Origin of the sequence: Pseudomonas promysalinigenes, assembly GCF_014269025.2 — a bacterium.
Lineage (GTDB): Bacteria > Pseudomonadota > Gammaproteobacteria > Pseudomonadales > Pseudomonadaceae > Aquipseudomonas > Aquipseudomonas promysalinigenes.
Map to the genome: position 1 here is coordinate 1,448,850 of NZ_CP077094.1, position 25,095 is coordinate 1,473,944.

Annotated in this window: 11 protein-coding genes and 5 tRNA genes; 11 read left to right on the forward strand and 5 right to left on the reverse strand. The window is 57.6% G+C overall.

Annotated features, from left to right (window positions below; genetic code table 11):
- Positions 1 to 25: 25 nt before the first annotated feature.
- Together HU725_RS06745 and HU725_RS06750 are read left to right on the forward strand one after the other, a co-directional pair.
- Positions 26 to 913 carry an ATP-binding protein gene (locus tag HU725_RS06745; RefSeq protein ID WP_060480271.1) on the forward strand — a complete coding sequence of 296 codons (888 nt, stop codon included), beginning with the start codon at positions 26 to 28 and terminating at the stop codon, positions 911 to 913.
- 2 nt (positions 914 to 915) lie between these two features.
- On the forward strand, positions 916 to 1,398 hold the full coding sequence (locus HU725_RS06750) for a GAF domain-containing protein (protein ID WP_186476637.1): 483 nt from the start codon (positions 916 to 918) through the stop codon (positions 1,396 to 1,398).
- An 84-nt stretch (positions 1,399 to 1,482) separates the two neighbouring features.
- Here HU725_RS06750 and HU725_RS06755 read toward each other — a convergent pair whose 3' ends face one another.
- On the reverse strand, positions 1,483 to 2,250 hold the full coding sequence (locus HU725_RS06755) for a hypothetical protein (RefSeq protein ID WP_186476638.1): 768 nt from the start codon (positions 2,248 to 2,250) through the stop codon (positions 1,483 to 1,485).
- Between the two features lie 336 nt (positions 2,251 to 2,586).
- Here HU725_RS06755 and HU725_RS06760 point away from each other — a divergent pair.
- The 5 genes from HU725_RS06760 (at position 2,587) to HU725_RS06780 (ending at position 3,148) form a co-directional block, all read left to right on the forward strand.
- Positions 2,587 to 2,662, forward strand: a tRNA-Glu gene (locus HU725_RS06760).
- A gap of 2 nt (positions 2,663 to 2,664) precedes the next feature.
- A tRNA-Gly gene (locus HU725_RS06765) sits at positions 2,665 to 2,740 on the forward strand.
- A 91-nt stretch (positions 2,741 to 2,831) separates the two neighbouring features.
- Positions 2,832 to 2,907 (forward strand) — tRNA-Glu (locus HU725_RS06770).
- A 3-nt stretch (positions 2,908 to 2,910) separates the two neighbouring features.
- Positions 2,911 to 2,986: transfer RNA gene (locus HU725_RS06775), tRNA-Gly, on the forward strand.
- Between the two features lie 86 nt (positions 2,987 to 3,072).
- Positions 3,073 to 3,148 (forward strand) — tRNA-Gly (locus HU725_RS06780).
- A gap of 291 nt (positions 3,149 to 3,439) precedes the next feature.
- Here HU725_RS06780 and HU725_RS06785 read toward each other — a convergent pair.
- From HU725_RS06785 to HU725_RS06800, 4 genes are all read right to left on the reverse strand, one after another.
- Complete coding sequence (locus HU725_RS06785) at positions 3,440 to 4,531, reverse strand: fimbrial protein (RefSeq protein WP_186476639.1); 1,092 nt, start codon at positions 4,529 to 4,531, stop codon at positions 3,440 to 3,442.
- Complete coding sequence (locus tag HU725_RS06790; protein WP_186476640.1) at positions 4,528 to 7,062, reverse strand: fimbria/pilus outer membrane usher protein; 2,535 nt, start codon at positions 7,060 to 7,062, stop codon at positions 4,528 to 4,530. The genes HU725_RS06785 and HU725_RS06790 overlap by 4 nt, the downstream gene beginning before the upstream one ends.
- A gap of 231 nt (positions 7,063 to 7,293) precedes the next feature.
- On the reverse strand, positions 7,294 to 12,507 hold the full coding sequence (locus HU725_RS06795; RefSeq protein ID WP_186476641.1) for an RHS repeat-associated core domain-containing protein: 5,214 nt from the start codon (positions 12,505 to 12,507) through the stop codon (positions 7,294 to 7,296).
- Between the two features lie 14 nt (positions 12,508 to 12,521).
- Positions 12,522 to 13,586 carry a hypothetical protein gene (locus HU725_RS06800; protein WP_186476642.1) on the reverse strand — a complete coding sequence of 355 codons (1,065 nt, stop codon included), beginning with the start codon at positions 13,584 to 13,586 and terminating at the stop codon, positions 12,522 to 12,524.
- A gap of 246 nt (positions 13,587 to 13,832) precedes the next feature.
- On the opposite strand from HU725_RS06800, the gene HU725_RS06805 reads away from it, so the two are divergent.
- Genes HU725_RS06805 through HU725_RS06820 form a run of 4 tightly spaced genes read left to right on the forward strand, consistent with a single transcriptional unit; the run spans position 13,833 to position 24,971 of the window.
- On the forward strand, positions 13,833 to 15,653 hold the full coding sequence (locus HU725_RS06805; RefSeq protein ID WP_186476643.1) for a hypothetical protein: 1,821 nt from the start codon (positions 13,833 to 13,835) through the stop codon (positions 15,651 to 15,653).
- Between the two features lie 29 nt (positions 15,654 to 15,682).
- Positions 15,683 to 18,124 (forward strand): hypothetical protein, encoded by a 2,442-nt coding sequence (locus HU725_RS06810; protein WP_186476644.1) that lies wholly within the window; start codon positions 15,683 to 15,685, stop codon positions 18,122 to 18,124.
- Positions 18,121 to 21,003, forward strand: a complete 2,883-nt coding sequence (locus HU725_RS06815) for a hypothetical protein (RefSeq protein ID WP_186476645.1) — start codon at positions 18,121 to 18,123, stop codon at positions 21,001 to 21,003. Before HU725_RS06810 ends, HU725_RS06815 begins: the two co-directional genes overlap by 4 nt.
- Positions 21,000 to 24,971: an RHS repeat domain-containing protein gene (locus HU725_RS06820; protein WP_186476646.1), complete on the forward strand. Its 3,972-nt coding sequence runs from the start codon at positions 21,000 to 21,002 to the stop codon at positions 24,969 to 24,971. The genes HU725_RS06815 and HU725_RS06820 overlap by 4 nt, the downstream gene beginning before the upstream one ends.
- Positions 24,972 to 25,095: the final 124 nt, after the last annotated feature.

A 25,095-nucleotide genomic window follows, 5' to 3' on the forward strand; every position in this document is an offset into this window, starting at 1 on the left:
CTCACCTGTCTTGCAAGGAGTCCTCATGGACGCTCGCTTGAATGCTTTCCTGGAACGTGCCGAATCGGTGCTGGCGCGTCTTGAACCCTTGCTGCCAGCGCCGCGCCCGCACATCGACTGGAACACCACGCTGGCCGCACGCTGGCAGCGCGATGGGCGCAGTGGCTACCTGTTGCCACTGGACGTCAGCCTGGACATCCGCCTGAGCGACCTGATCGGCGTCGACAAGCAACGCGATCAATTGGGGCGCAACACCCACCAATTCATCAATGGCCTGCCTGCCAACCACGCTCTGCTGTGGGGCTCGCGTGGCACCGGCAAGTCGTCGCTGGTGCGCGCCTTGCTGGCTGAGCATGCAAGTGCCGGGCTGCGCCTGATCGAGATCGAGCGCGACCACCTGGCCGATCTTCCACGTGTGGTAGAGCAACTGCACAAGCTGGCGCAACGCTTTATCCTGTTCTGTGACGACTTGTCGTTCGAAGCCGGGGAGGGCGATTACCGGGTGCTCAAGAGCGTGCTCGATGGGTCGCTGGAGCAGGCACCGGATAACGTGCTGCTGTATGCAACGTCCAACCGCCGGCACCTAGTGCCGGAAAAACAGAGCGATAACGAAAACTGGAAGATGGTCGACGGTGAGCTTCACCCCAATGAAGCGGTGGAAGACAAGATTGCCCTGTCCGATCGCTTTGGCCTCTGGTTGTCGTTCTACCCCTTCACCCAGGAGCACTTCCTCGACGTTGTCGAGCACTGGATCGGCCAACTGGCCCGTCCTGCAGGCCTTGCCTGGCAGCGTGACGAAGCCCTGGAAATTCTCGCCGTGCGCTGGGCAACCGGGCGCGGCAACCGTAATGGCCGCTGTGCCTATCAGTTCGCCCGCTACTGGGTGGGGCTGCAATTGCTGGAGCAAAAGTAAAAATGATCGATCTCAATGCCAGTGGCGCCGGCCTCGACGGCTACGACTTGCTGGCGGCGCAAGTGCAGGCGCTGTTCGCCGACGAGCGCGACTTCATCGCCAATGCCGCACAGTTTTCGGCGTTTCTCTATAACCAGGTGGATGACCTGAACTGGGCCGGGTTTTACCTCAACCGCAGCGAAGAGCTGGTGCTGGGGCCTTTCCAGGGCCAGGTGGCTTGCGTGCGCATCCCATTCGGCAAAGGTGTGTGCGGCGCGGCTGCGGCCACCCGGCAAACCCAGCGGGTGGAGGATGTGCATGCGTTTGCAGGGCATATCGCCTGCGACAGCGCGTCCAACAGCGAGCTGGTGATTCCGCTGATCAAACAAGGGCGGTTGATTGGCGTGCTGGACCTGGACAGCCCGAAGCTTGCGCGATTCAGTGAGGCCGATCAGGCTGGGTTGGAAAAGCTGGCGGCGATCTTTCTGGAACTGACCGACTGCTGAAGGCTGTGCTGGTAGTGGCGGCCTTTTCGCCGCTCCCACGAAGATCAGCGGGAGCGGCTTGAGCCGCAAAGAGGACGGACCAGGTCAGTCGTAGATCACGCGCTTTTTCCAGGTTTCGTCTTCGTCGGTCTTGAGCCCTTCGGTCAGTTCGTTCTGCTCGTTCTCGGCGGGCTCCATCTGGTCCATCACCTGAGCGTTGGCGCGTGCCAGCAGCTTTTCCAGGTATGTCAGCTGTTCTTCGTACTGTTTAGGCTCAGGCTGCTTGCGCAGATACTGCACCCCACGCTCGAAGGCCAGCCGCGCCTGGCCAGGTTGTTCCTGTTGCAACGCCTGTTGGCCGAGGTTGTTGAAAAACTCGATGTGCAACAACACCAGGATGTGGCGGATCTCCCGTACCCACTGTTTGCCTTCGGCGCTGGGCAGGACGTTGTCCTGGGTGGCCTTGACGATCTGGGTGTGCAGCGCTTCGAGCAGAAAGCGCACATCTTTGGCCTTGGCTTCGGTCTGAATCGGGCAGGGCGGGTTGTTCACCGGGATCCGCTCGCCTTGGGCTATCAGATCTTCGAGCTCGGCGATGCGTGCCTTGAACACTGCGTTGTGCTTGTCCAGCGCCAGTTGCCGTTGAGTGAGGTTCAGCTCCAGGCGTGCCAACAGCAGTTTCAAAGGCGCAGTCATGAACTGCCCGGGGAAGGTCTCGGTGATTTCGCCACAGCGCCGGACCCGGTCGGCAAGGTCGAGCTTGAGCCGCGCACGTTCGAGCTTGCTGTTTTCGACCACGTTATTGAGGTAGCCGATCACGATCAGCAACGCGATACCCGCCACGATGAGCAGAGTGATCAGAAGTGGTGTCACCGTTAGCGCCTCATCAAGAAGTTGCTTAATAAGAGTGTAGTTGTAGCGGCCGGTGCCGCGAAGGATGCCGCACTCGGCCCTTGATGCAGTGTGTCGGCCGGCTGCTGCTTTCCTCGAGTGATGGCACTTTGCGACGGACGTGTCAGAAAATCAACGCCAATCCATCGCCGGGCACTCTCGGCGCCCTGTGGAATAGCCGAAGTCATTGATTTAAATAAATTTCTATAAAAGGGTTGACGCCTGTTCGAAGGCTCCATAGAATGCGCGCCACTTGCAGCGTAAAGCACACAGCGAAACGCAGCAGGGAGTGAAAGCAGGCAGTAATGCCAGCAGCGTGTCCCCTTCGTCTAGTGGCCTAGGACACCGCCCTTTCACGGCGGTAACAGGGGTTCGAGTCCCCTAGGGGACGCCAATGCGGGAATAGCTCAGTTGGTAGAGCACGACCTTGCCAAGGTCGGGGTCGCGAGTTCGAGTCTCGTTTCCCGCTCCAGTTTCTCCGGCAACGCTTAATTGCGAGGCAGGAAAAGAAAATCCAGGGTGAATCGTGAGGTTCAAGCCTGGTGCACTGAAAAGTGTCGTGTGTCCCCTTCGTCTAGTGGCCTAGGACACCGCCCTTTCACGGCGGTAACAGGGGTTCGAGTCCCCTAGGGGACGCCAAATGCGGGAATAGCTCAGTTGGTAGAGCACGACCTTGCCAAGGTCGGGGTCGCGAGTTCGAGTCTCGTTTCCCGCTCCAGTTTAAATACTGTGGCGTCTATGCGGTGCAGTGGTGGTGAAGGTCTTCATGGCGCTTCACGCCAAAAGCGGTAAAGGTTTCACAATGCGGGAATAGCTCAGTTGGTAGAGCACGACCTTGCCAAGGTCGGGGTCGCGAGTTCGAGTCTCGTTTCCCGCTCCAATTATCGATCTTCAGAGTTCCTTGGAATTCTGTAAGTCCTTGAAAAAGACGCTTCGGCGTCTTTTTTTCGTTTCAGCGCAGTCTGCCTCAACCCAACGGCAGCCACGAACCTTGAGTGCATCTCTAAGTACAGCGATTGCGCGCAGTTGGCGTAGCGGATCGATGGCTGAGCTGGCCCTTGGGTATCGATATACACCTGCTCGACTTTACGAGCAGATGTTGTTGCGTGGGAACGCCCGCTGTTCCAATAAAACCGCCAACCTCAAAGCAGGGCTTAAGGCTGGCCGGGTCTTAGCGATAAGTGATGGTGAAATTGAGCGCGCCATTGGCGTCGCCAGCAGTGACGGTGGGGGCGGTCTGGTAATAGCGGGCCTGAAAATCCAGGGCGATGTCGCCGGGGCTGAGCGGTTTTACGGCAATGTCTTCTTCCAGCCGAAACGGGGTGATGCCGTCCGCTTGCAATACCTGGATGCCAAGGCCGGTAGCCCCCGAACCGCTGGACAGGCTGAATACGCCCTTGTCGACGTCGATCGGAGTCGAACCATTGGCTCCGTCGAGCCGAACGTAAGCCTGGGTGCCGCCAGACGCATCGCTCTCACAGTCGTTCAGCCTGATCTGGAAGGGGATCGCTTTGGTGACGTCACCGGGTTTGCCGAATGCCTTCAACTCATGTGCGCCAAGGTCGACCGGATCCGGGTTGACCGCATCAGCCCTTAGCGTGCACTGTGCGGCGGTCACCGTGCCGTGCAGGTGATAGCGCATGACTGTACCCACGTCGCTGTAGGTGCCACTGAACAGCTGCACGCCATTGAATGACTGGGGCCCGGGCGCTATGGGGCCGGTTTTGATCAGGGTAATGAATGCACGCAGGTTGCTCAACTGGATGCCGGTAGGCCCGGGATCGTGGTCAGCATAGCCTTGCCAAGGGACCGACGTCCATTTGATGTAGGTCCACGCATTGTCGGGCGAGCCACCTGCGCCGTGATAGGGGGCGTCCAGGCGCACATGAATCCCGACACCGGCGACGCCGGTCTCGATCACTCGACCGGTCAAGTCTTCGCCGTTAACCGGCGGCAGCGAACCGGTGAACAGTGGCTGGGTATTGTCCACACGGGCTGTAAGGGTCGGGCCCAGGGCTGCGAAGTTGGTACAAATTACCCGAGTGCCAGTTTCGTTAGGTAGGTTATAGCGCACGTTGGCCTGGCCGATCACGGAGCCGATAGGCGCATCGCGGGCTACATATCTGGAGCTGAGATCGAGGTTGTGCACTAATTCGCCACTAACGCCGCCCGACCAGTCGCAGGCCGCTAGTGCAAATGCTTCACCGCTGGCCAGCAATGCCAGGCACAGGGGGGGCAACGAGGCGCAGGTGGATAGTTTCATGGGTTAAGGTCCCGGGGGCTGTCTGTGGTGGGTTGCGGGCATTGCAGGGTGTTCAGGTGGTAGCCTTGCTCTTCGCGCATGCTGTGAGGGTCAATGGCCACCAAGCAGGTCTTCTCACCCCACTGCGCGCGCAACAGTTGAGGTTTGTCATCGGTGGCCACCAGCGTTTGGCCGGCTTGGCCAACGACGGCCAGCACCTGACCCTGCTCATCACTGACTCGGGCGCCGAAGGGTAGCGGCTTGCCGTTGGCCTGTAACAAGGTCAGGATCAGGCGGCTGACCTTGCGGGCAGAAAAGCTTGCCTTGACCACTGCGCCGCGGCGGGGCACTACCTGGGTGCTGCCGTTGTCGATCTGCACCTGTGGGCCGAGGTTGGCGGTTTCCAGGTGCAATGGGTTGTTGCGATAGGGGCGCAGGTGGGGTGCGATCAGAAAGCCTGCGCTGTCGGTGCTGGCGCCTGGGGCGTTTTGCACCCCCAGGCCAGGCGTCCCAGGGACCTCGACCAAGGCATTGGTTTCACCAAGCTGGCTGGCCAGGGTCAGGCCGTCTGCGTGCAGTAACAGGGCGCCGCTGGCGTTGACCGAGAGTGACTGATAGTCGTTGCCTTGAGTGTAGCCGGCACCAATGTTGGCCCTGGCACCCTGGTAACCAACCGAGAGTGCTCCGGAGGTCTGTTGTTGGGCGTCGCGGGTGGCCGACGCTGTGTATCTGAAGCGGTTGTCCAGGGCGCCGCCGCTGAGGCTGGCGCGTTGGCTCTGACGCCCATTACTGGCCTGGGTGGCGAACGTGGCACTGGCGCCGTTGAACCAGTCCAGCGGCAAGGTCATGCTCAAGCCGAACAGGCGGTCCTGGCGACTGTTGCTGGCCAGCGATTGCGAGGCAAACAGGTTGAAATTGATGTTGCGGTACTGAGTGGTGTACTGCAGCTGGTACTGCCTGCGCTGCAGGTTGCTGCCCCAGTAGTCGTCCTGGGACAGGGTCAGGCTTAGCGAGCCATGGTTTCCCAGGCTCTGGTATACCGAAGCTTCGAGGCGGCTGCGGCGGTTGCCCAGGTAACCGCTGTAGGCGTGGCGTTCACGTACAGCCTCGTCGTAGTCGCGGTAGCCCTCACTCGAGTAGCGGTAGCCGGCGAACCGCAGGTTGGTCCCGGTGCTGAAGGTCTTGCCGTAGCGGGCAGAGTAGCTTTGGCCTTGCACCTGGCCGAGCCGCTCGCCAAGGTCGGCGCTGGCCTGGGTGATATCCAGCGACACCGCGCCCAGATTCCCCAGGTCGCGGGCCATGCCGAGCAGTGCGGCGCGGTAGTAATCGCCGCCCTGCACGCCGCCATACAAAGTACCCCAGCTGCCGCCGCGGGCCAGGGTCGCCTGCCACAGCAGTGGGGTGTCGAGGTGTTCGGCGCCATTGTAGCGACCCAAGGTGGCGCTATAGCGCCACACGCCAGGACGCAGCAGGTTGGCCAGGCTCGAATACGGCTGGATGAAGCGGCGTACCTGGCCGTCGGCTTCGGTCAGCACCACTTCCAGTTCACCGCTGCCGCCACCAATACCCAGGTCGTCTATCTCATAGGGCCCAGGGGCGACGAAGGTGGTGTAGATGGGGTAACCGTTGAGCAGCACCTCCAGTTTTGCCCGGGTCTGTGCGACACCACGGATGACCGGGGCGTAGCTTTGCATCACGTCAGGCAGCATGCCCATGTCAGAGGCCACCTGCACGCCCTTGAATGGCAGGCTGCGGAAGACCTCGCCTTGGCTGAATGTTTCACCCAGGGTGAAATTGCCGTGGTTGTCAGGCAGGTCATGTTGCAAATACGTGTTGCTGCGGGTCCAGTTGCGTTCGCCTTGGCCGTCGTCGCGAAATGCCTGGCTGGTGCGCAGGCGCCAGGCGCCGAGGTTGACGCCGCTGTTGAGCAGCAAGTCATGGCTGGCCTGGCTCCCTTCACGGCGGTTGAGGGCCTGGGTAGCAACCTGGTAGTTGAGAAAGGCGGCGTTGATACCGGCGTCCCAGCGCTCGGCCGGTACCGCGTTGGCATTGCTGCGGCGCAGGGCGAACTGTGGGAGCGAAACGGCCAGTTGCAGCTTGCCAGGGTCCAGTTCGGTACTGGCATCAGGCAGCAGGCTGGCCAGGTCCTGGCAGGGCATGCTTTCATCCAGCGGCTGCTCCAAAGCCTCCTCGCGCAGGCCGAATTCGCGCAGCAGCTCAGCCGACAGGCACGCTTGCAGGCCTTGCTGGCCGAGGCCGGGCATGAAGTCCAGTTCGCGCTCGCCAAGGTAGTCCAGGTTCAGCGTGATGCCGACGCGGTAACGGCCGGGTGCTAGGGCTTCCCCATCGGCCAGTGACTGCAGCGCCAGCTGCGCGGCGTCGACCGACTCGCCGGGGGCCTGGCGCATGAAGCTGGCGTTGAACAGCGGTGCTGGCGAGCTCGCCAGCACTGGCCGGTGGGCACACAGCAGCAGGCTGGTGCCACCCAGCGCCAGCAACGGCGCAAGGCGCAAGCGGGATGGCATGCGTGAGCGTTGGGGGAAGGGGGGCATGGACGTTTACCTATCGGGGGCGACGGGCCTGGCCTTTGCGCAGGTCGGCCGTGGCAGCGGGAACGAAGGGCTGCACGATAGGAATTAATGGCGATACGGGATGTAGGTGGTTTCTTTTTGAGGTAGGGAAAAGTTTGCAGTGGCAGGGCGTCAAAAATCAGGGCCCCGTAGGGCCCTGAAGAACAGAGGTGTGTTGCTCTGTAGGTACCAGTATGAAGTTATTGCGACAAGTTAAAGCTCCGCCACAACTACGCCTTTTTCACTTCCGAAAAGAGCAGCCCCTGACCAGTCAAGTCCTGCAGTTTTAGAATCTGGATGATTTATGGCTGGTACCATACGGATATGCCTTTTGAAGGGACCGCGTCGGAAGAATGTCGCAGGCACACTCTCCTGGTTGGTGTTGGCAGGTGCCGGTTTCGGTTTCGGTTTCGGCGGAGGGGTTGGTGCCACCTTTTTGATAACATCAACGTCATGATTGACAGGTGGAACCTCTGGGTATTGTGTGGCTTTTGAGAATTGAGGGGCTGGTGAGTCTGGTGGGGCTGATGAGACTGATGAGCGCACGCTCCCACTAGATGAAGAAGCCGCCTCGCTTGGCTGAGCACTTGTTTCCACAGGACTATTGGCAGCGTCGCCAGTGGTTGGGCCATTCTGCTGAGGTGCTGTAGAAGTTTTAGCTCCACCCTTGCTGGCAAAGTTAAAGTTAAAGTTAACTTTGACCCCTTTGGAAAACCTGGTGACTACTTGGGCGAGCGACATTAACACAGCACCAATATTGGACATGATCATGCCTATTTGTTTAGCGCGATCGTTATTGGTCAATGTGCCGTAAACCGTCACACCTAGCCCAGCAAATGCAAGAGCACCACCAACGATGGCTACTCCAATGCCTAGACCAGCAGGTGGAAAGGCAATTACGAAAGCCAGGCCGACGGCTATGCCTATTGCGGCGAACAGCACGTTTTGCCACTTATCCAAGAAGGATGGCTTGGCCTGTTTAGCGATTGGATCGATGACGGGGGGGAGCGGGTCGTTGTAGCTCTCGGCGTAGTGCCCGGTGGGATCGCGCCAGTTGACCGGGTTACCCAATACGTACAGATACGGATTGACGCCCGATTGCTCAGGGGTGAGCGAGTCTGGGCTGTGGAATCGCATCAGGCCTGGGTTGTAGGCACGGTAGCCGCATCCCAGCAAATACCAGCCAAAGGCGGCTTCGCGCACCTCGCCATTGAACGCCAGTAAGCTGAACAGGTGCTTCTCTTCATCATCCTCATTGTCCAAGGTGCGCTCACCGTAGGCACTGTAGCGGGTATTGTGCAGGCCACTGTCGGCATACTCGCCAACCACGCTGCCATTGGCATTGGTCAGCAGCAGGCGTGTGTCGCCCGGTTGCCCGTCTACCTGCATGGCCGATGCGGTGTCCCCGTAATACTGATAGTGGGTGAGCACGCCATTGTCGAGAGTAGCGTCGAGGCGATTGCCCTGGTAGCGGCGCTTCACCTCGGCGGCATTGCCGTGCTTAGCCCCAAGTAAGTGGTCATGGCCATCATAGCGGTACTTGGCAAGGACCTCTTTATCATCGCTGGCGCGAACTTCGATCAGGCGGCTGCGGTCATCGTAGTGCAGCATGCGGCCCCATTCATCGTTGCGCATGTTGCCATCGGCGTCGTAGCTGAAGGATTGGTCGGCCGGGTAGTCCGGCTGCAGGCTGTTGGTCACGCGCTCGAGCTGGCAGCTGCCATCGGGCTTGTAGGTAAAGCGGGCGCTGTTGGTTTCGCCGTCTTCAAAGGTGGTGTTGCAGCGGGTCAGTTGATCCCTTTCATCGAAACGCATGATCTGGCTGGTCATGGCGCGCCCGGCGGTGTTGCAGGGCAATTGCGAGCCTTTGTATTCAACACTTTCCAGGCGATCCAGGCCGTCGTATGCGAAAAGCTCTTCAAGCAGTAACACGCCGTTCTGGTGGCGGGTACGGGTGTGCAGTTGATCGTCGTCACGCCAGATCTGCTCCAGCACCTGAACCGTACCGTCGTCCAGGGTCAAGGTGCGTTGCACCTCGCGACCGAAGCTGTCGTACTGCTGTTCGCACGTGACCTTGCGTTCGCTGTGATGGTCCACGGTCTCGGTTTTTTTCAGCCGGCCATCATCGTCGTATTCAAAGCTGGCCTCGAGTTTGCCGCGCAGGGTTTTTTGCAGGCGGCCGAGTGGGTCATAGTGGTGAACGGTGCTTTCTTCGCCACTGCTGCGCTCCAAGAGGCGGCCTTGCAGTGAGTAGCGGTAATTGATGGTGTGGTCATCGTTGGTGAAGCTGTTGGCCGGGTCATCCTGCCAGCTTTCCTGCAGCAGAAAGCCCTGGTCGGTGTAGTGGTAGGTGCGTGTGCCCTCAAGGTTGGTGGCCGAGGTAATGGCAGCGTCCGGGCGCTCGAACGCAAAGATCGGGTTGTCGATGCTTGTCGTTAGTTGCCCATTTTCCTCGGTGAGGGTGGTGCTGATCTGGGTGGGCTGGATCGTGACTTCAGGTTGATAGCTGTAGGTATGGGTGCGTTTGCTACTGCGGTGATGCTGGTGCACCAGTGTACGCCCCTCCTGGTAGTCATAGCGCTCTACGCGCTGGCCTACTGCGAGTGTGCTCATGCGGCCCAGGCCATCGAAGGTGCGTGTGCAGATAGGTATCGTATCGCCTTCGAGTTCCAGCCGCGTAGTAAGTTCGTCACTGGTGAAGTCGGCAAACTTGCGCAGCAAGGCGCTCTGGTCGGGGCGTTCGTTGCGCTCCATGCGGCCCCAGACATCGTAGCTGAACTTCCAGGTATGGCGCAGAGGCGCTTTGAGCGCGGCTGGCGTACTCAGCGGGTCGCGCTGGGTACGTGTTTCCTGCACGCTACGGCCAAGGCCGTCGTACAGGTAATCGCGCCTGCCCACCTCTTGCCCGTCCAGATCAATGCGCTGTTCATAAACGGGTTTGCCAAAGCGGTTCAGTTCCGTTACCAGCCGCTGGCGTTTCACTGGTTGTTCTGGCGTACCTTCATCAGCGCGCTCTTGCCAGGTTTCGATGATGTCACCGTCTTCGCCGAAGGGTGTGCGTTGCTGACGATAAATGACGCCATCAGGCCCAATGGTCTTGCTCAGGTTGCCCCAGTCGTCGTACTCGAAGCGGGTGGTCAGTTCGAGGCGTTGATTGTCATCGAATTCGTCATGGACCGTTTCAGCGCTTTGGCGCCCTAGGCTATCGTATTGCTTGCTCGATACCTGGAATGTCTTGCGCACGGGGTTTTGCGGGTCGTTGGCGGTATCAATGTTGCGCGTTTCGCCCACATTGCGGTTGAGGCCATCGAGCAATAGTGTACTAACAACCATCTGCACGTCGGTCGCAGCCTGTGCTGGCTGGGAGCCATTTACACTCAAATGATAATCGTAGGTGCGCGATGCCTCGAACTCGGTATTGGGGGCCACGGTTTCGCGGACCAGGCGGCGCAAGGCATCGTAGTAGAGATGCTTGTACACACCGTTGCTGTCTTGATGGCGCAACAACTGGCCGGTGTATCGGGAGGTGGCACTGTACAAGACGCGTTCGATCAGGTCGTGGCCCTTGATGGTGGAGCGAAGTTGGAGCAGGCTCTGCTGGCCGTCATCGTCGTTGATCAGGCTATAGAACGATGTGCTGGTTGTGGTCCTGTCCTTCAGCGGGTCGTCGCCGTATTTCATGGTCTGGCGCACGCTGTCCTGGCGCATGTGCAGCAGGTGGTTATCCGGCTTTTCAAGGTAGGTAAGTTCGGAGTGCTGCAATAAGGTAGTGGCGGCGTTTTCGTCCGCACTGGCCAGTTGCAAGGTACGTTGATCCTTGACCACCGCTTCGCCGAAGGTTTTGCGCGCGTTAGCGAGAGGGGCTATTTCTTTGTAGCGATAATGGCTGCGCAGGATTGCCGCTTGACCATTTGCTTGGCTAGCAGGGTAGGTGGTTTTGCACTTGATTCGGCGCACGAAGTGCTGTGGGTCGGCTGGGCAGGCGACTTGCTCTTTGCCGTCGATGGTTTCATTTTCGCCTTCGATGGGGTAGTAGGTGTATGCCGTGCGGGTACCGTCGGGCTCGATCTCTTCGAGCAAGTTGCAATGCTCGTCGAAGATGGTCGTTTTGGTTTCTTCGCGGGGCCACGTCGCCCCGTCCTCGAACATCCAGCGCTGGGTCACCTTGTGCGGCAGCTGGAAATAAGCCGGCTGACGGGCGAATTCCAGCCCCTCCTGCTCGTGGTACTGGGTGTAGATTTCCTGCACGCAGCCGTTCTGCGCTTCGGTTTCGTGGGTCATCAGGTGAAAGCGATTATAGCGACGGGTAACGGTGCGCAGCACCTTGCCATCGCCTGGTGAAGTGTCACCGGCGGCCTTGAGCCAATGGCTGACGGTTGAGCCATATTCAAAATCGCGGCCGGTGAACTGGTACAGATTGTCCAGGCCATCATCGCGCCATGTGATGCCACTGGCCCCTCGGCCGAGATAGTTATTGTCGGTGTATTGGTAGGTGGTGACCATTACCGGCTGATCGAAGCGCGGGTCGACGGCAAGGCGCTTGACCCGGGGCAAGGGCGGGCGGGCGTCGTTGGGGAACCGGTGACCATTGTTTGCGACCCAGTATTCGACGGTTTCCACTGCACCAAAGGGGGTGGTGACTTTTTGCATTAGCGCCAGGTTCTGACCCAGCTCCTTATCATACTCGATGTGTTGGTAATCAAATGCCCAGCCGGCGCCTTGCTCGGCCGGTAGCAGCACCTGGCGCGCAAGCCTGAGCGCCGGGGTGCCGCGCTTCTCGAGTTTGACCTCGTAACGCGCCGCGGCCAGTGTCTTGCTGTCGACGTTCGGGTACAGGTCGAACATTACGCTGCCACTGTCGTATGTAATCTTCAGCAGCGTTTCGTTATTTCCGTCAACGATGCTGGTCAGGCAGGGTATCTGGTTGAAATCGTCATCGTAGTTCAGGGTGATGCCGTGCCCTGACGCTGCTTCGATACGAACCGGCAAGGCAACGCGCCGGTTGCTGGGGCCTTTGAGTTGGAGAAATTCCACCAGGCCATTCTTGTACTCCACACGCCAGTTCTCGTCATCTTCCTGGTGCAGGTGGAAGCTTTCCAGCTTGCGCTCGTCCATTGCAAGCCCAGTACCGTCGCCTATGTCGCTGCCGGTGACTTTCAGGGTCTCGCCGGTCTGCAGGCTGAGCAGGTTGCTGGCAGGCATATACTGGCTGAGGTTCAGGCTCCAGCCGTGGCCGAATCCCGCGTCCAGATGGTTCATTGGGTTGAAGCTAAGGCGCAGTGGCAACATAGGGCCCATCTGATCGTTACCTACCAATTCTGGCAGCACGATGGCCAAGGTGTACTGCCCGGTGCGCGGATCCACACTGTTTTGCACGAAAGTGCTGAAGTTGTAGGCGTTGGATTGTGCAGTTGAGGTCGTGGACATATCAGTGCCCTCCTTTATTGTGCGGCAGGACGAAGTGTTGCGCAGAGGTACCGGGTTTCACCTTTCTCATCATTCTTGTGCGCACGACCTATCATGATTTGGTTAGTGGGGCATGTTTCGTAAATTTTGCTGCTCTCCTCGAACTCGGGCGACCACTGTGTGGGTTCGACTAGCACAATTCGGCCATTATTCGCGTCGACCAGAGAAGCGCATTGATACCTCGTGTTACCATTTTCATCCCCAGTGTGCTGGCGGCCAGTCATCACGGTATTGATGGGGCAAGTAAAATAGATGTAACGCTTGTCTTTGGCTGACGGGGTTGCGCTAGCCTCCTCGGGGTCGAGCCCCGACTCGCGAAAACTTACAGACCATTTTCGATCGCGGATTTCGTAGTGTTCAGCCAGACGGCAGCCATAAGAGGTATCTTTAGTTTCGTCACCTGAGTGCTTTCGCTCATAGATCATCGACGACCCTAAGCAGACCCGTTCGTCGCCCCTGTGCTCTGGTCCGGCAGGTATTCCGGTGGTGTCTGCAAGTGTCAGCGAGTCCAGGGCTTCAGGCGTGTCAATGTTGCCGGATGCAGTGAATTTTACACAGCTCGTCGCATCGCGCATTCGGTCTCCGGGCGCTTGTTTTTTGTCCACAATCTTCAGGCCGCGAAAGATGATTTGGTTCTTGGCGTAGTTTTGAAGTTCTTCAAATGAATAAATGTGAGGGGACCCTGTATTGGTGGCCGTGGTTTTGAATTTTATCCAGTATTCATTATCTTCAGCGGCTTGAGTATTACAGTCAGGGCGCGAGGAGAAGATGATTTCCATGGCTGAAGGCAGACGGTCAAATTGAACGCTGCGCGCAGTGGCGGGATAACAACTATAAGCTGGGCTGTTTGTCGCGTAATTGTACGTTAGCCCCGAGCCCTCTGCGGGTGGAATCATTTTGCAAGGCTCGTTGTTTTTGCTCATCAGTGTGACACCGCCGATCGGGTCGACCGGGTCACTGGCTAATGCCTGCATGTTCAGAGTGGCACTGAGGATGGCAAGCGTTGCGGGTATCAGGATGTTGCGTCTTGATAATTCCATCGTAATGCCCTATGGCGGAATTTGTGAGTGGTTTTTTCCATTATCGGGAAAACGCGCTATCAGCCTAAAAGGTTGTGTGGCCGCGAGCACCTGGTAAAAATGACAGGAAGGACCTGGTAAAACTGTCAGGTGCGTTTATTTCAATAGTGTGATAGGCCAAAGCCTACCTATTACTTTTACCAGTTGGTGCGGCAGTTGATTGGGCTTATAACTCAGGGAAAGTCAATCTGAGTAAGGCGATTTTTCATGCGAGCCCCCCCTATAGCAAACCGCCTAGAGTTGCTGTCTGCACCTTTCATTGAAATCCGTAATGCGTATGACGAAATCGACCTGGAGGAGTTGGGCGATGACGATTTAGAAACGTACATCCAGTACGATGGTATTGCCGAAGGCGATCAACTCAGGATTCATTGGCGGGGCGCCACGGCCACGGGAGAAGCCCTGGATTCGGTAGGTACCGTAGTTGAAGTTGAGCAACCAGATTTTGACCCGCTCAAAAAACGCCTGCGCGTATTGATTGGCAATCGTTATGTCAGCCAGGGCGATCAAGGCTATGCCTTTTATTACTATGAGCGCATTAGCGGCAGCCCTGCCGAATCGCTGCGCACATTCAGTTTCGTTGGCGTACGGCCGCACCGCATGGAGCACATGCCCGTCACCCAAGCCGTCGAATCCCATGCCCTGCATATCGACCCCGATGCGTTGGGCAGCAGCGGTGCCACCTTCGTAGCGCCGCCCTATGCGGCGATGCAAGAAGGGGACACGGTGACATTGGTATTTCGCGGTTACGAAGCCAGTGGTGATTTCGATGAGGAGAAGCGCTATGCGCTGAAGGTAGAGAAGGACCTTATCGGTTACAGCCTGAATTGGAAGGTGCCCAAAGGGCAGTTCAACTTCATCAAGAAGGGCAGTGCGCAAGTTCATTACCAGATTGATTTTGTCGGTAGTGCAACACCGCTCGAGGGGCCAGTCCAAACCTATTGGATTGACTCGATTCCCACTGAACCAGCGCTTCTGCCTGCCCTTGAGATCGAAGGCTACACCGGTGGATCGCTTGATCCTGAAATGTTCCCTGATGGTTTGATGGTGCGTGTGCCTGCATACCCAGGCTTGCATACCGCTGACTGGACATTGCTGCATGTCAACGATGAGCCGGGCGCTGCGGTGCTACGTGCCGACCTGACTACGCTGGCCGTTGGAGTGCAGGGTGTTCAACTGGATGCCTCGGTGCTCCAGGGTGCTACGCGCTTGGCGATGGGCTATCAGGTTGGGCGCGAAGGGTTGGGCCTGAGCGGTCAGTTGCTGGACATCGAAGTGCTGCAGCCACGCCATCTGCGGCCTGTTGTCGTGCAGGATGGGAACCTGGAAAACCCCGAACCGAACATGTGGCTTGATGCTGAGCTTGCCACTACCGGTGCCATTGTCACCGCGCCCGACCCTGGATTGCGTCCGGGTGAGCGACTGCAGCTGGCCTGGCAAGGGCGCTCTAAGGCAGGGCAATACGAACACACACTGCCGCAGGGGAGTGTCCCACCGTTCCGCTTCGCTGTTCCTGCCACTGCAGTGGCCGCCAATATGGAGGCGACGCCCAGTGCAGCGGCCAAGCGGTTTCCGGTGTTGTTCCGCGTGCTGCGAGACCACCTGCCCCCGCTGGAATCGCCGCCTGTGCAACTGCGGATCTTGCCGTTGCTGACCAATAGATACCCGATCATTCAATGCGATGAAGCGCCGGGCGGCACGACGTTATCGCTGGCTGCAGTGCCAGGGGCAGGTGCCACGCTGCGGCTGGGCGACTGGGCATTCATGGCGCCGGGGCAGCGGCTCAACGTTCTGTACCGCGGCGTGAAAAAAAATGGCAGTGCGCTTGTCGAGTTGTTACGCAGTGAACTTGTGAGTGGTGAGGAGGTGGGCAATGGCGAAGTCGTGGTCAGGCTCGATAAGCGAATCTTGAATGAGCAGAAACTGGGTGATCAGTTTGATCTGAGGGTGAACGTTAATTTTGAGAATGAGACTGACGACGATACCTGGGTTGAATTCCCAACGTTGAGTCTGACGCTGAATGCGTGATTGTCCAATACACTGATTGAGGGTTGGTTATGAACAAGAATACCGAAGTGTTTGCTCCGGGTCAGCGCTTGCCATTGGAAGAGTACCTGGCAATGGTGGCGAGTGAGGTTGAAAAACTTGGGTGGGATGCAATTCTCGCTTATGACAGATCCAAGACAAACGCGATTCTGCTGCAGGAGTACATCCAACGTTTTACTGGACATTCCTGGTTCCCGCCTGCCACTTTCGATGCTGCTACGACGCCTGGCGTGATTGAGCGTGTCATCGACTACCGGTTCGACAAGCCCCGCTTGTCCTTCGCCAATGCCGACCTTGAAAGTTCGAAGCTCGACTTGATCATGAGGGTCATCGGCGGCAAACAGCTTACAATTGAAAACCCGCAGAATATAAAACTCAGGCAGGTGACGCGTATTAAGATGGCGGATGCTTTGAATGGTCCAGTCCTACGTGCGCGTGTGAGTTTGGAGGAAGTCAACATCGAGGTGAGTGAAGGGAAGGTTGGCATCGATTTGAGTAAGGGGTCGGCCTACGAACTGTCATTTGCTGATACTCGTAGGGAAGATACAATCGGTGGCGAGAGCGTGAAGAGGGTGTTTGAAAGCTGGTTGGGCAGCAAGAAAATTTTTGAGCTCAGCCAAATGGCACGCACACCAGGTTTGATGACACCTAAGGCCATAGCTATACGGACACAGGCTTCCGCAGACAGTAACCTGTTGGGTACCGCCAGCGAGGGCGATGGAGCCGTATTGGTGTTCGTTGCAATGGAGGGCAATGAATCAAACCAGACACTTCCGACCAAATCGTTTAGTTACTTTCTGCCTGGTGAGCAGGGTAAAACCTCGGCTGTTACAATTTTCTCGAAAGATAAGATCTTTGAAAGGGTTGCGCCCGTCATCATAGAAAATATGGATTATCATGGAATTGAGTTTGATGCGAAATTTGAAAATGGTGTAATTAGGGCGACGACTGGCGGTCGAGTCAGGTTACGGTTCTATTGGGAAAGGGATGGGTACACGATTTACGATCGCTATTTTGGTGCGGTTTTTTCGGATCAGCGGGAGGAATACGGGCATTATGGAGATTTGAAGTTGTGGTTGCAAGGTGGGGAGCTTCGGATGCGCTGGGAGGGCAATGCCGAGTATCCCGTGCGGTTATACATCAGTTCACAAAAAGCGCGTGATGATGGGTTCTTTACGGCGCAGCACCTACTTGAGTATGGGTACGAGTTAGCACCTGATGCGCAAGGTGTTATCAGCTTCAGGGTCAAAGAGCGTACCTACACATCCTCGATGAGTGTGAAGGGTTTTAACAATCAAACGATGGCATTAAGAGCATTGAATGAATCGGGTGATAAAGATTATCTCGATAATGAGCTCATGGACGATATCGCAGGCGGATTCGATGACCTGAATACCGAAATCCACACCTTTCATCTGCACAACCTGCTGTTCAGAGGACAGCAGACTTTTCATACAGAAAGCGTGCATACAACCGGCCCGATTGTTTCCCTCGGCCAACTGGCCCCAGGTTTGACAACTTTCCAGATCGACCCGGTAGAAACCGTGGTTGGCGCAGGACGTACGGTTGCATTCAAAACCACTGTCGACTTACCGGTCACCTGGTCGGTCGCCAACCTCCCCGATGGTAGCGGGGAAGCAGGCGTTATCGACAGCGATACAGGGGTGTATACAGCCCCCGCCCGGGCAAGTCTGCCCGACAACCACAAGCGGGTAATCGTCACCGCCAGAGCAAAAACGGGTAATGCAGTGAGCCGGGCTTTGGTCGGTATTGTCAGCCGGGACATCGGCATGGACCCGATCGTCATGATGGCCAACGAAGGTGCCGATGGTTACAAGGTCCGCGCCACTCCACTGGACACCAGCGAGATGCTCACCCTCCGCATGTCGTCGGGAGCGCGGGGCAAGTTGATTGACGACCCGGAGGCCGACCCAGACGTCCCCTACTCGAAACTGTATGTTCCCCCTGCCAGCAAAGCGGGCAGTGCTCCAGGGCCGCGAGCCATTCCGGCGCAATGGTTGGCATACCGCAAGACCTCGGCATGGACCCTCGAAGAAGAGCTATCCGAGTACTTGCATATCGAGCAAGTAATCGCTGAGGGTTCTAAAGGAAGCAAGCAGGAAGTCGAAGTGCTGCTGCTGTTGCAACACATCACCAACTGGTTCGTGTTCAAGCCGTCTGGCCAAGGCATTCAGCTGGAGCACTGGAGCACCAACAAAAAGAGCGGTGATCACATCGTACCTGAAGACAAGACGTACTGGTTCAAGGTCAAGGGCTCCGGAACATTGGTTGACGGCGTATACACGCCCGATCCTTCGTCCGATGAAACCTACGCCGTCATCGTGGCCATCGAGGAGAACGACGACGTTTATAAATGGGTGCCCGCAATTGTGCCGGTCCCGTTCGTTGGCGTTGAAACCTACCTGGGAATGTTGCAAGAGGACCTGAAATGAACCTCTATTCCAAAGATGCCTTGCTCGAACGCCTGAGCAAAGGTGGTGTGATGCATGACTGGGGTGCGATCGTGGCGATCGAGGCTGCACAAATCAATCGCATGCTCGAACAACAGTTCCTAGCCGCATTTGACGACCAGCGGTTCATTCTGCCCTTCGATGATGAGTTTGCCCTGGATGAAAGCCAGACCGAATTCCTCACCCTTTCCAATGTGGTGCTCGGGCCACCGCGCCTTTCCTTCGAAGGCGCCTCCATGGCCAATGCCAAGGTCAATGTAACGCTGCCCATCCTCACCGGCAGTGTCGTTTCCAGGCTGCATTTCGCCGGCCGGCCGCCGCGGCTCAATTACAGCATGAACCTGCATGAGCGCATGGGTTATCAGTTGAGCATGACCAGCGCGTTGCACGTTCAGGCGACCGACGTTAGCAACCAAGGCCGTTTGACGCTCGACCTGGCCAAGGGCGAGGTGCCAAGCTGTAACCTTGGGTTGACCGAAAAAGCGGCCTTGCTCATAGGCCAGCGCATCAACCGAAAAATTCTGGAACACCCTTCCTATAGACAGAATACTGTAGCCGTCACCCTGGACTTCAATGATTTCGGGCCATTGTGCCCTGTGAATTTCACCGTGCGCACCCAGCCACACCCCGAAGCCCTGTTGACGAATTCGCCCCATGCTGGAAAGGGCGCAGTGGTGCTGTTTTGCAGGCTCAAGGTCGGCGGCCGGGATGGCACTTTGCCGGCCAACCCGGCTACCTTCCCTTACCTGATTCCGGATGATACCCACGTTAACGGGATGGCCAAGTTCAATACCACGGTGTTATTGAACCAGGACCTCAAAGGTCTGTTCACCCAGCACCAGTCAGGCATGTTGGGCCAATTGCTGATGCCCAACGCCCAGGCAGTGGGCGTGCTGGAGCAGCACGATCCTCTGGACCGAGTGCTGTTCGGCAGCATCGATCCAACCCCAGACACCTACGATGTCGAGCCGCTGCGCTCGCAGATGCAGGCCGGCCAGCAGCGTCAGTTGAAATTGGAGGGGAGCGCCTCTGCCGCCGACGCTACTGCGCAGAGGTGGGAGGCCGAATTGATGCAGTTTTCCACCGGCTCCAAGGACATCACCCAGGGCGGAAGCTATACCTCGCAGCCCGATGACTTCCGCATGTCGCAGCAGGTGGTGGTGGTTTCCAACCACTTCCAGTCATCGCAGGGCGAGCAAGTACGCAACGCCCTGATCGTCGAGTCGGTCAAGGCTTTGGAGGTATCACCGCGGGTCGCCACCTGGTCGGAGGGTGACCGCGCTATCACGCTTTCGAGTTCTGAAAGCTCGGTCACCTTTGCCCTGGCAGCGGGTGAACCCGAGCTCGGTAAGCTGACGGATCAGGGAGGGGGAATTGCGATATTCGAGCCGTACACCCCTGACGCCTATATCCCCGAAGTACTGATGCAGCGCATCGTGGCCACTGGCAGTGGTGGGGATATGTCTGAAGCTGTGGTAATCATCTTTGCCTACCCCGGCACGCTTACCCTTGAGCCCGATTATGTACCCGAGATCGATGCTTCAAAACCTATCGAGTTCAAGCTACCTGCGCAGCAGGTGACGTTGGCCGACAGGCAGCTTCTGAGCCTGCCAGACCCGGCTGTGGCTACCCGTTGGGCAGTGTTCGGTGAAGGCAGCATTGACCAGAATGGGGTGTACACACCGCCGGCCATGCGCTCATCGATAGCCGCTGTGGTCATGGCAGAAGTCAACGAAGACGCCAGCGGGTATGCAGTGATCGAGCTGGCCGAAAAATCGACGATTCCGCCGGTCTGGCGAAGTTTGCTGCGGTTCGAGCTGGAGGTGCGTGGCGTCGCTGAATGCTTGGCCAATGGCATGCAACAGGTGGAGGTGCTGGTCACCATCGAGACCGACAAGGTGGGCGACCTGGAGATCCCGTTGAGCCCGACCGAAATGTCGACGTTGAGATTCTACAACTACATCAGCAACGCGGAAGTGCCTTTCGTGGAGGCGGGGGCCGATGGGGTAGTGCCTGGGGAAGGTGTTGGGGATTGGTATGTCAACCTGGCCCGCAACCCGTTCAAGCGCCGGGAGGTACCGACCCTGCAAGGTGAGGTGCAAGGGGAAGGTGCCACCAGGCGCAAGCTGTTCTACTTCCAGAGCCTCAAGGATGGCACCGAGGAATTCTACGCCAGGTTCACCAAGGACGGGGGAGGTGACGTCAATTCCTGGGAAAAGCAAAGCACACTGAAGTTGAAGAGCCTCCCCAGACCCTACTTTCCTGTATCGGACTACCGCTTCGAGCGTAAGCGGAAGTTCCAAAATCCACCCCCTCCGGCCGGCAGCACGGATGAATTCAGCTTCAGCGAAGAAACCATCGATTACTGGATCCTATCGTGCATTCACCTGTCGCTTCCGGTGCAGTTCCTGATCTGCAATCTGAAAACGGCATCTGCTGTTCGCTGGGAAAGCGAGCAAGTCAAGGAAACCTACTTCAGCTACCTGTCGTATGCATTCAATCCCCCGGGCAAACCTGCACCCACGCAACTCACGATTGACGGCCGCCTGTTGGCGATGGCTGAGGAGCTGGGATACGAAGGGCTCAAAGCCGATTTCGTCGAGAATCATGTACCTGGCAAAGGCGAGCTGATGATCTCCCTGCATCGCGTACCCGACATGCCGTACTGGCACGACAAGATGGCCAAGGGCAGCGTCCAGAAATTGTATCGTGCCGGGCTGGATCAAGGGCTCGTAGCCCGTTTGTACGATGAGGAGGGCAACATTCATGAGCTGCGGATTGACTTCCTGGAACGCACCGTGCTCGATAGCCGCAACCTCCTGCAACTCAACATAGGTGCTGAGATGGGGACTAAACCATGAGCACTCAAAAGTGGTTGCATTCCAACGCGTTCAATTTCATGAGTTTCGTGCAGAACAGCGTCGATCCTCGTACTGGCCAGTACACCTTGGGTATCGCCTTGCCCGAATTGGTGGGCAACCAGCTCATGGGCCCCTCGTTATCTCTGCGCCTGGTGTTCAACCCGTTGAGCAGCCAGGACGCAGGCTTTGGTCATGGCTGGGGTTTGAACCTGACGCAATATACGCCGGCCACCAACATGCTCGAACTGCATACTGGGGAGCGTTACAAAATCACTGGGTCGGACACCGGCGATGGCACAGGGCTAGGCATCGATGAGCGCAAGCTGGAAAGCTTCCACATCCATGAAGACACGCCGGGCACCCATTGGCGGGTGGTGCACAGTTCCGGCCTGGTGGAGTTTCTGCAGCTCAAGGGCAGCAGTGACAATACCGTTGCATTGCCGGTGCGCATCGAGGGCCCGCTGGGGCACGGGATTACCTTGGCGTACAACCATAGCTTCAATGGCGTACCTTGCCTGACCAGCGTCGAAGACGACGCAGGGCTCAAGCTGCTTGCTTTGTTGTACAGCAGTTCAGATATACACCTTGACCTGCATCCAGAAGCAGGTCGCCTGGGTGAGCCGCTGGCACGTTACACCCTGGGCCTGAGCAGTCAGGGCACACCGGCATTGCGCTTGCCGGTATCGGTGGTGTTGCCCTTCGACCAGGATGATCCGTCCGCTAACAAGGGCAGTTGGCGCCTGCAATATCAACACATCGCCTACGAACGCGATCGCAACCTTGCAGTGTTGCGTAAGGTGGACAACCCAGCAGGTGGCAGCGAAACCATCGAATACGAGCACGGTGAAAAGTTTGGCCATCGCTTCCCAGGGGATGTGCATCCGGCGTTGCCAAGGGTTAAGCGCCATCTCTTCGAGCCTGGTGCTGGCCAACCTGCCATGTTGACCACGTACGCCTACTCGGACAACAACTTCCTGGGTCGAGGGGCTGCTGGCGTTAGCTGGGTCGATAATGGCCTTGACAATCTCTACAAGTTCACGGGTTCGGAGTTCGAGTATTACACGCAGGCGACGCACTATTTGCATGCCGACTTGCCGGAGAATGCTCCAGAGCAGGTGGTGAAGACCGTTACCCAGTACTACAACCGTTTTCACCTCATGACTCGTCAGGTCAACGCGCAGAACAAGCACGTGCACGAAGTGGCCACGAAGTATCATGAGACACCCGGCTTGCCCTTCAGCCAGCAGGTGAAGTTTTTCCAGATGCCCGACACCGTGACGCGGCGCTGGCGGGTAGGCAGCGGCGAAACATGGCCACGGGAAGAAACCGACAAGACACTTTACGACGACTACGGCAACCTGCTCGACGAGACGCTGGCCAACGGTGTGCGCACCCGATACTCGTTTTACCCAAAGGAGGGCGCGGGAACCGACTGCCCGCCGGACCCGCAGAGCATTGTGCGCAGCCTGCGCGACACGACGGTGATACCGGGTGCTGGCGATCAGGGTCAGCCGGTGGCCCCAATGCGCTGCACTCGCCTGACTTACCAGCACCTGCCGGCCAAGGCAGGCGCCCATGACACAGCGGGTGCGCTGGTGGTCAAGAATGAGACCTTGCTGAAACTTGCCAGTGAAAGCGACCCGGTCGGTCAGCCCTACAGTGCAACGCAATACACTTACTACAGGGCGCAACAAGACGTCATGGAATATGGCCGCCTGCAATCTCAGGTCACCACACTGGACAATAAATCGACCCAGGTTTCCTACGTCTATGAAATGTCGGACGGGATCGGTGCCAATGTATTGCAAACGGTGCAGACACATACTGGCTTTGACCACGGCACGGCACAGGAATACGGTAACCCGCATCATGCTCTAAAGGTGATTACCCTGCTTCAGGATGTGTTGATAAACCAACCGCTGCTCAACCGTGACGACAATGAAGTAGAAATTGCATACCGCTACGATGCGCTACGCCGGGTGGTCGAGGAAATTGTTTCGCCTAACGACACTGAGTTCAGAGCTTCGCGCCTTTATACCTACAGCCTGGTTACCCTGGCCGGTCAACAGGCTGAGCAAACCAGCGAGGATGTCAAGGGTGTGGTCACTCGAACTTGGGTAGACGGCCTCAACCGCGCCGTGGCGCAGGAACGCCAGGATGCCGACAACTCCGACCTATTGCGTGCCGAAGCAATGCGCGCCAGTTACAAGATGACCCATGACGGCTTTGGCAACCTCGTCGAGGAAACCGAATACGACTGGCTGGATTATGAACCGGACAAGGTCGATGCCCGGGCCATCCAGCAGGCTGGCAAGCCGGTGTCGGCCACGGCGGCAGAGACCGCCTACACCACACGCTACCTGTTCGATGATTGGGGCCAGCAGTACTGCCAGATCGGCCCGGACAAGGTCAGGCATTTCGAGCAGACCGACCCACAGGGCAATGAGCAGTGGAGGGACGGCCCAGTGCAAACCAGCTGGCGCGAATCGGAAGATGGCGAACTGCGGGACGCGAGCACGGGAGAACTGCTGGAACCTGGTGCAATGGGCCGAACCGGCAAAACTGTCAGCTGGCTTAACTTGTTCGAAAAGCCCGTGCAGGTGGAGCGGTTCACGCTCGATCAGCCTGGCCAGTCCGCTTCATCCTACAGCGTGCAGCAAAACCGTTACGATGGCTTGGGGCGGCTGACGCAAGAGATAGACCCTCGCAAGGCCAGCACACACTTCGCCTACGACCTGTTTGACAGAAAGGTAGACGAAACCCTCGCAGACGGGAGCGTGGTGCACCGCGATTATGCCTCGCACAGCGGTGAAGACTTGCCAGTGCTCATCCAAGTTGGCGACAAAGTGCTCGGTGAACAAGTGTTCGATGGCCTGGACCGCATGGTCGTGTCGATTACCGGTGGGCGCAAGCGGCAGATGTTCTACCAGCCAGGTCAGCGTCAGCCAGAAACAGTGATTACGCCAGCCGGGCAGACCATTCACTACCAGTACAACCCTAAATTGAACGCGGAGCCTGTGACGCGCAAGGTTGTCGACACGGGGCCTCAGGGGGCTGCGCAAAGTTTCGAGGCCAGCTACGAATACGACCCAAAGAATGCGCGCCTGAGCACTGCGGTAGAGGGTGGGGAGCTGCTCGAGCGCACGTACTTCAGTACTGGAACGATCAGAACCGAAGTGCGTAACGATCATGTCATGCATTACCAGACCAGCCTGCGTGAACGTGCACTGACCTACACCGATGTGCTTGGCCAGGTTCAGCGCTATGTCTACAACGCAGCGGGCCAACTGGAGCTGACGACGTTAGGGGAATTAACGGCCCATTTCACCTATGACACCCTAGGCCGACAATTCAAGATTGATACGCGTGACGCGGAGCAGTTTCTGACAACCGAGCTGCGCTATGACGCGTTTGACAGGGAGGTATCGCGCACGTTCACGATGAGTGATACGGGGCAAAGCTTGACGCAGGAATATGATGTACGGGATGCGTTGACGTCGCGAACGTTGCACGAGGGTGAGCATTTACTGCGTAAGGAGACCTATGATTATGATGATCGAGGGCGGTTGGAAGCCTATACCAGCGACGGCGAGCTTTCACCGGTTGATCCATTTGGCAAAGTGATCCGTGAGCAGTATTTCCGTTTCGATGATATCGACAATATCACCCGGGTTTTAACGGTGTTTCCCGGTGGCAGCAATACAGCGAGATACGCATTCGACAATGCTCAGGATCCGGCGCAATTAACCGGCATCGAAAATGATCACCCTGATTATCTGGAGGGTAATGTGGCGCTGGTGTATGACGCCAACGGGTGCCTGATCAAGGACGAGGCAGGGCGTGCATTGAAGTACGACGGTTTGAACCGCCTGATCAATGTGACCGTACCTGCAAGTGACGATCTGCCCGAACAAACGAGCCGCTATGGGTATGACCCTGTGGACCGATTGGCCAGTCAAGAAAAATAGTACAAAGCGGATGCGAACCTAAATGAAAGGCCCGTGCTTGCACGGGCCTTTTTATTGGCTGCCAAGCCCGGATTAGTGTCCAGTACCTAGTAAAAATGTCAGTTGTGAGACGGCCTGATTGAGC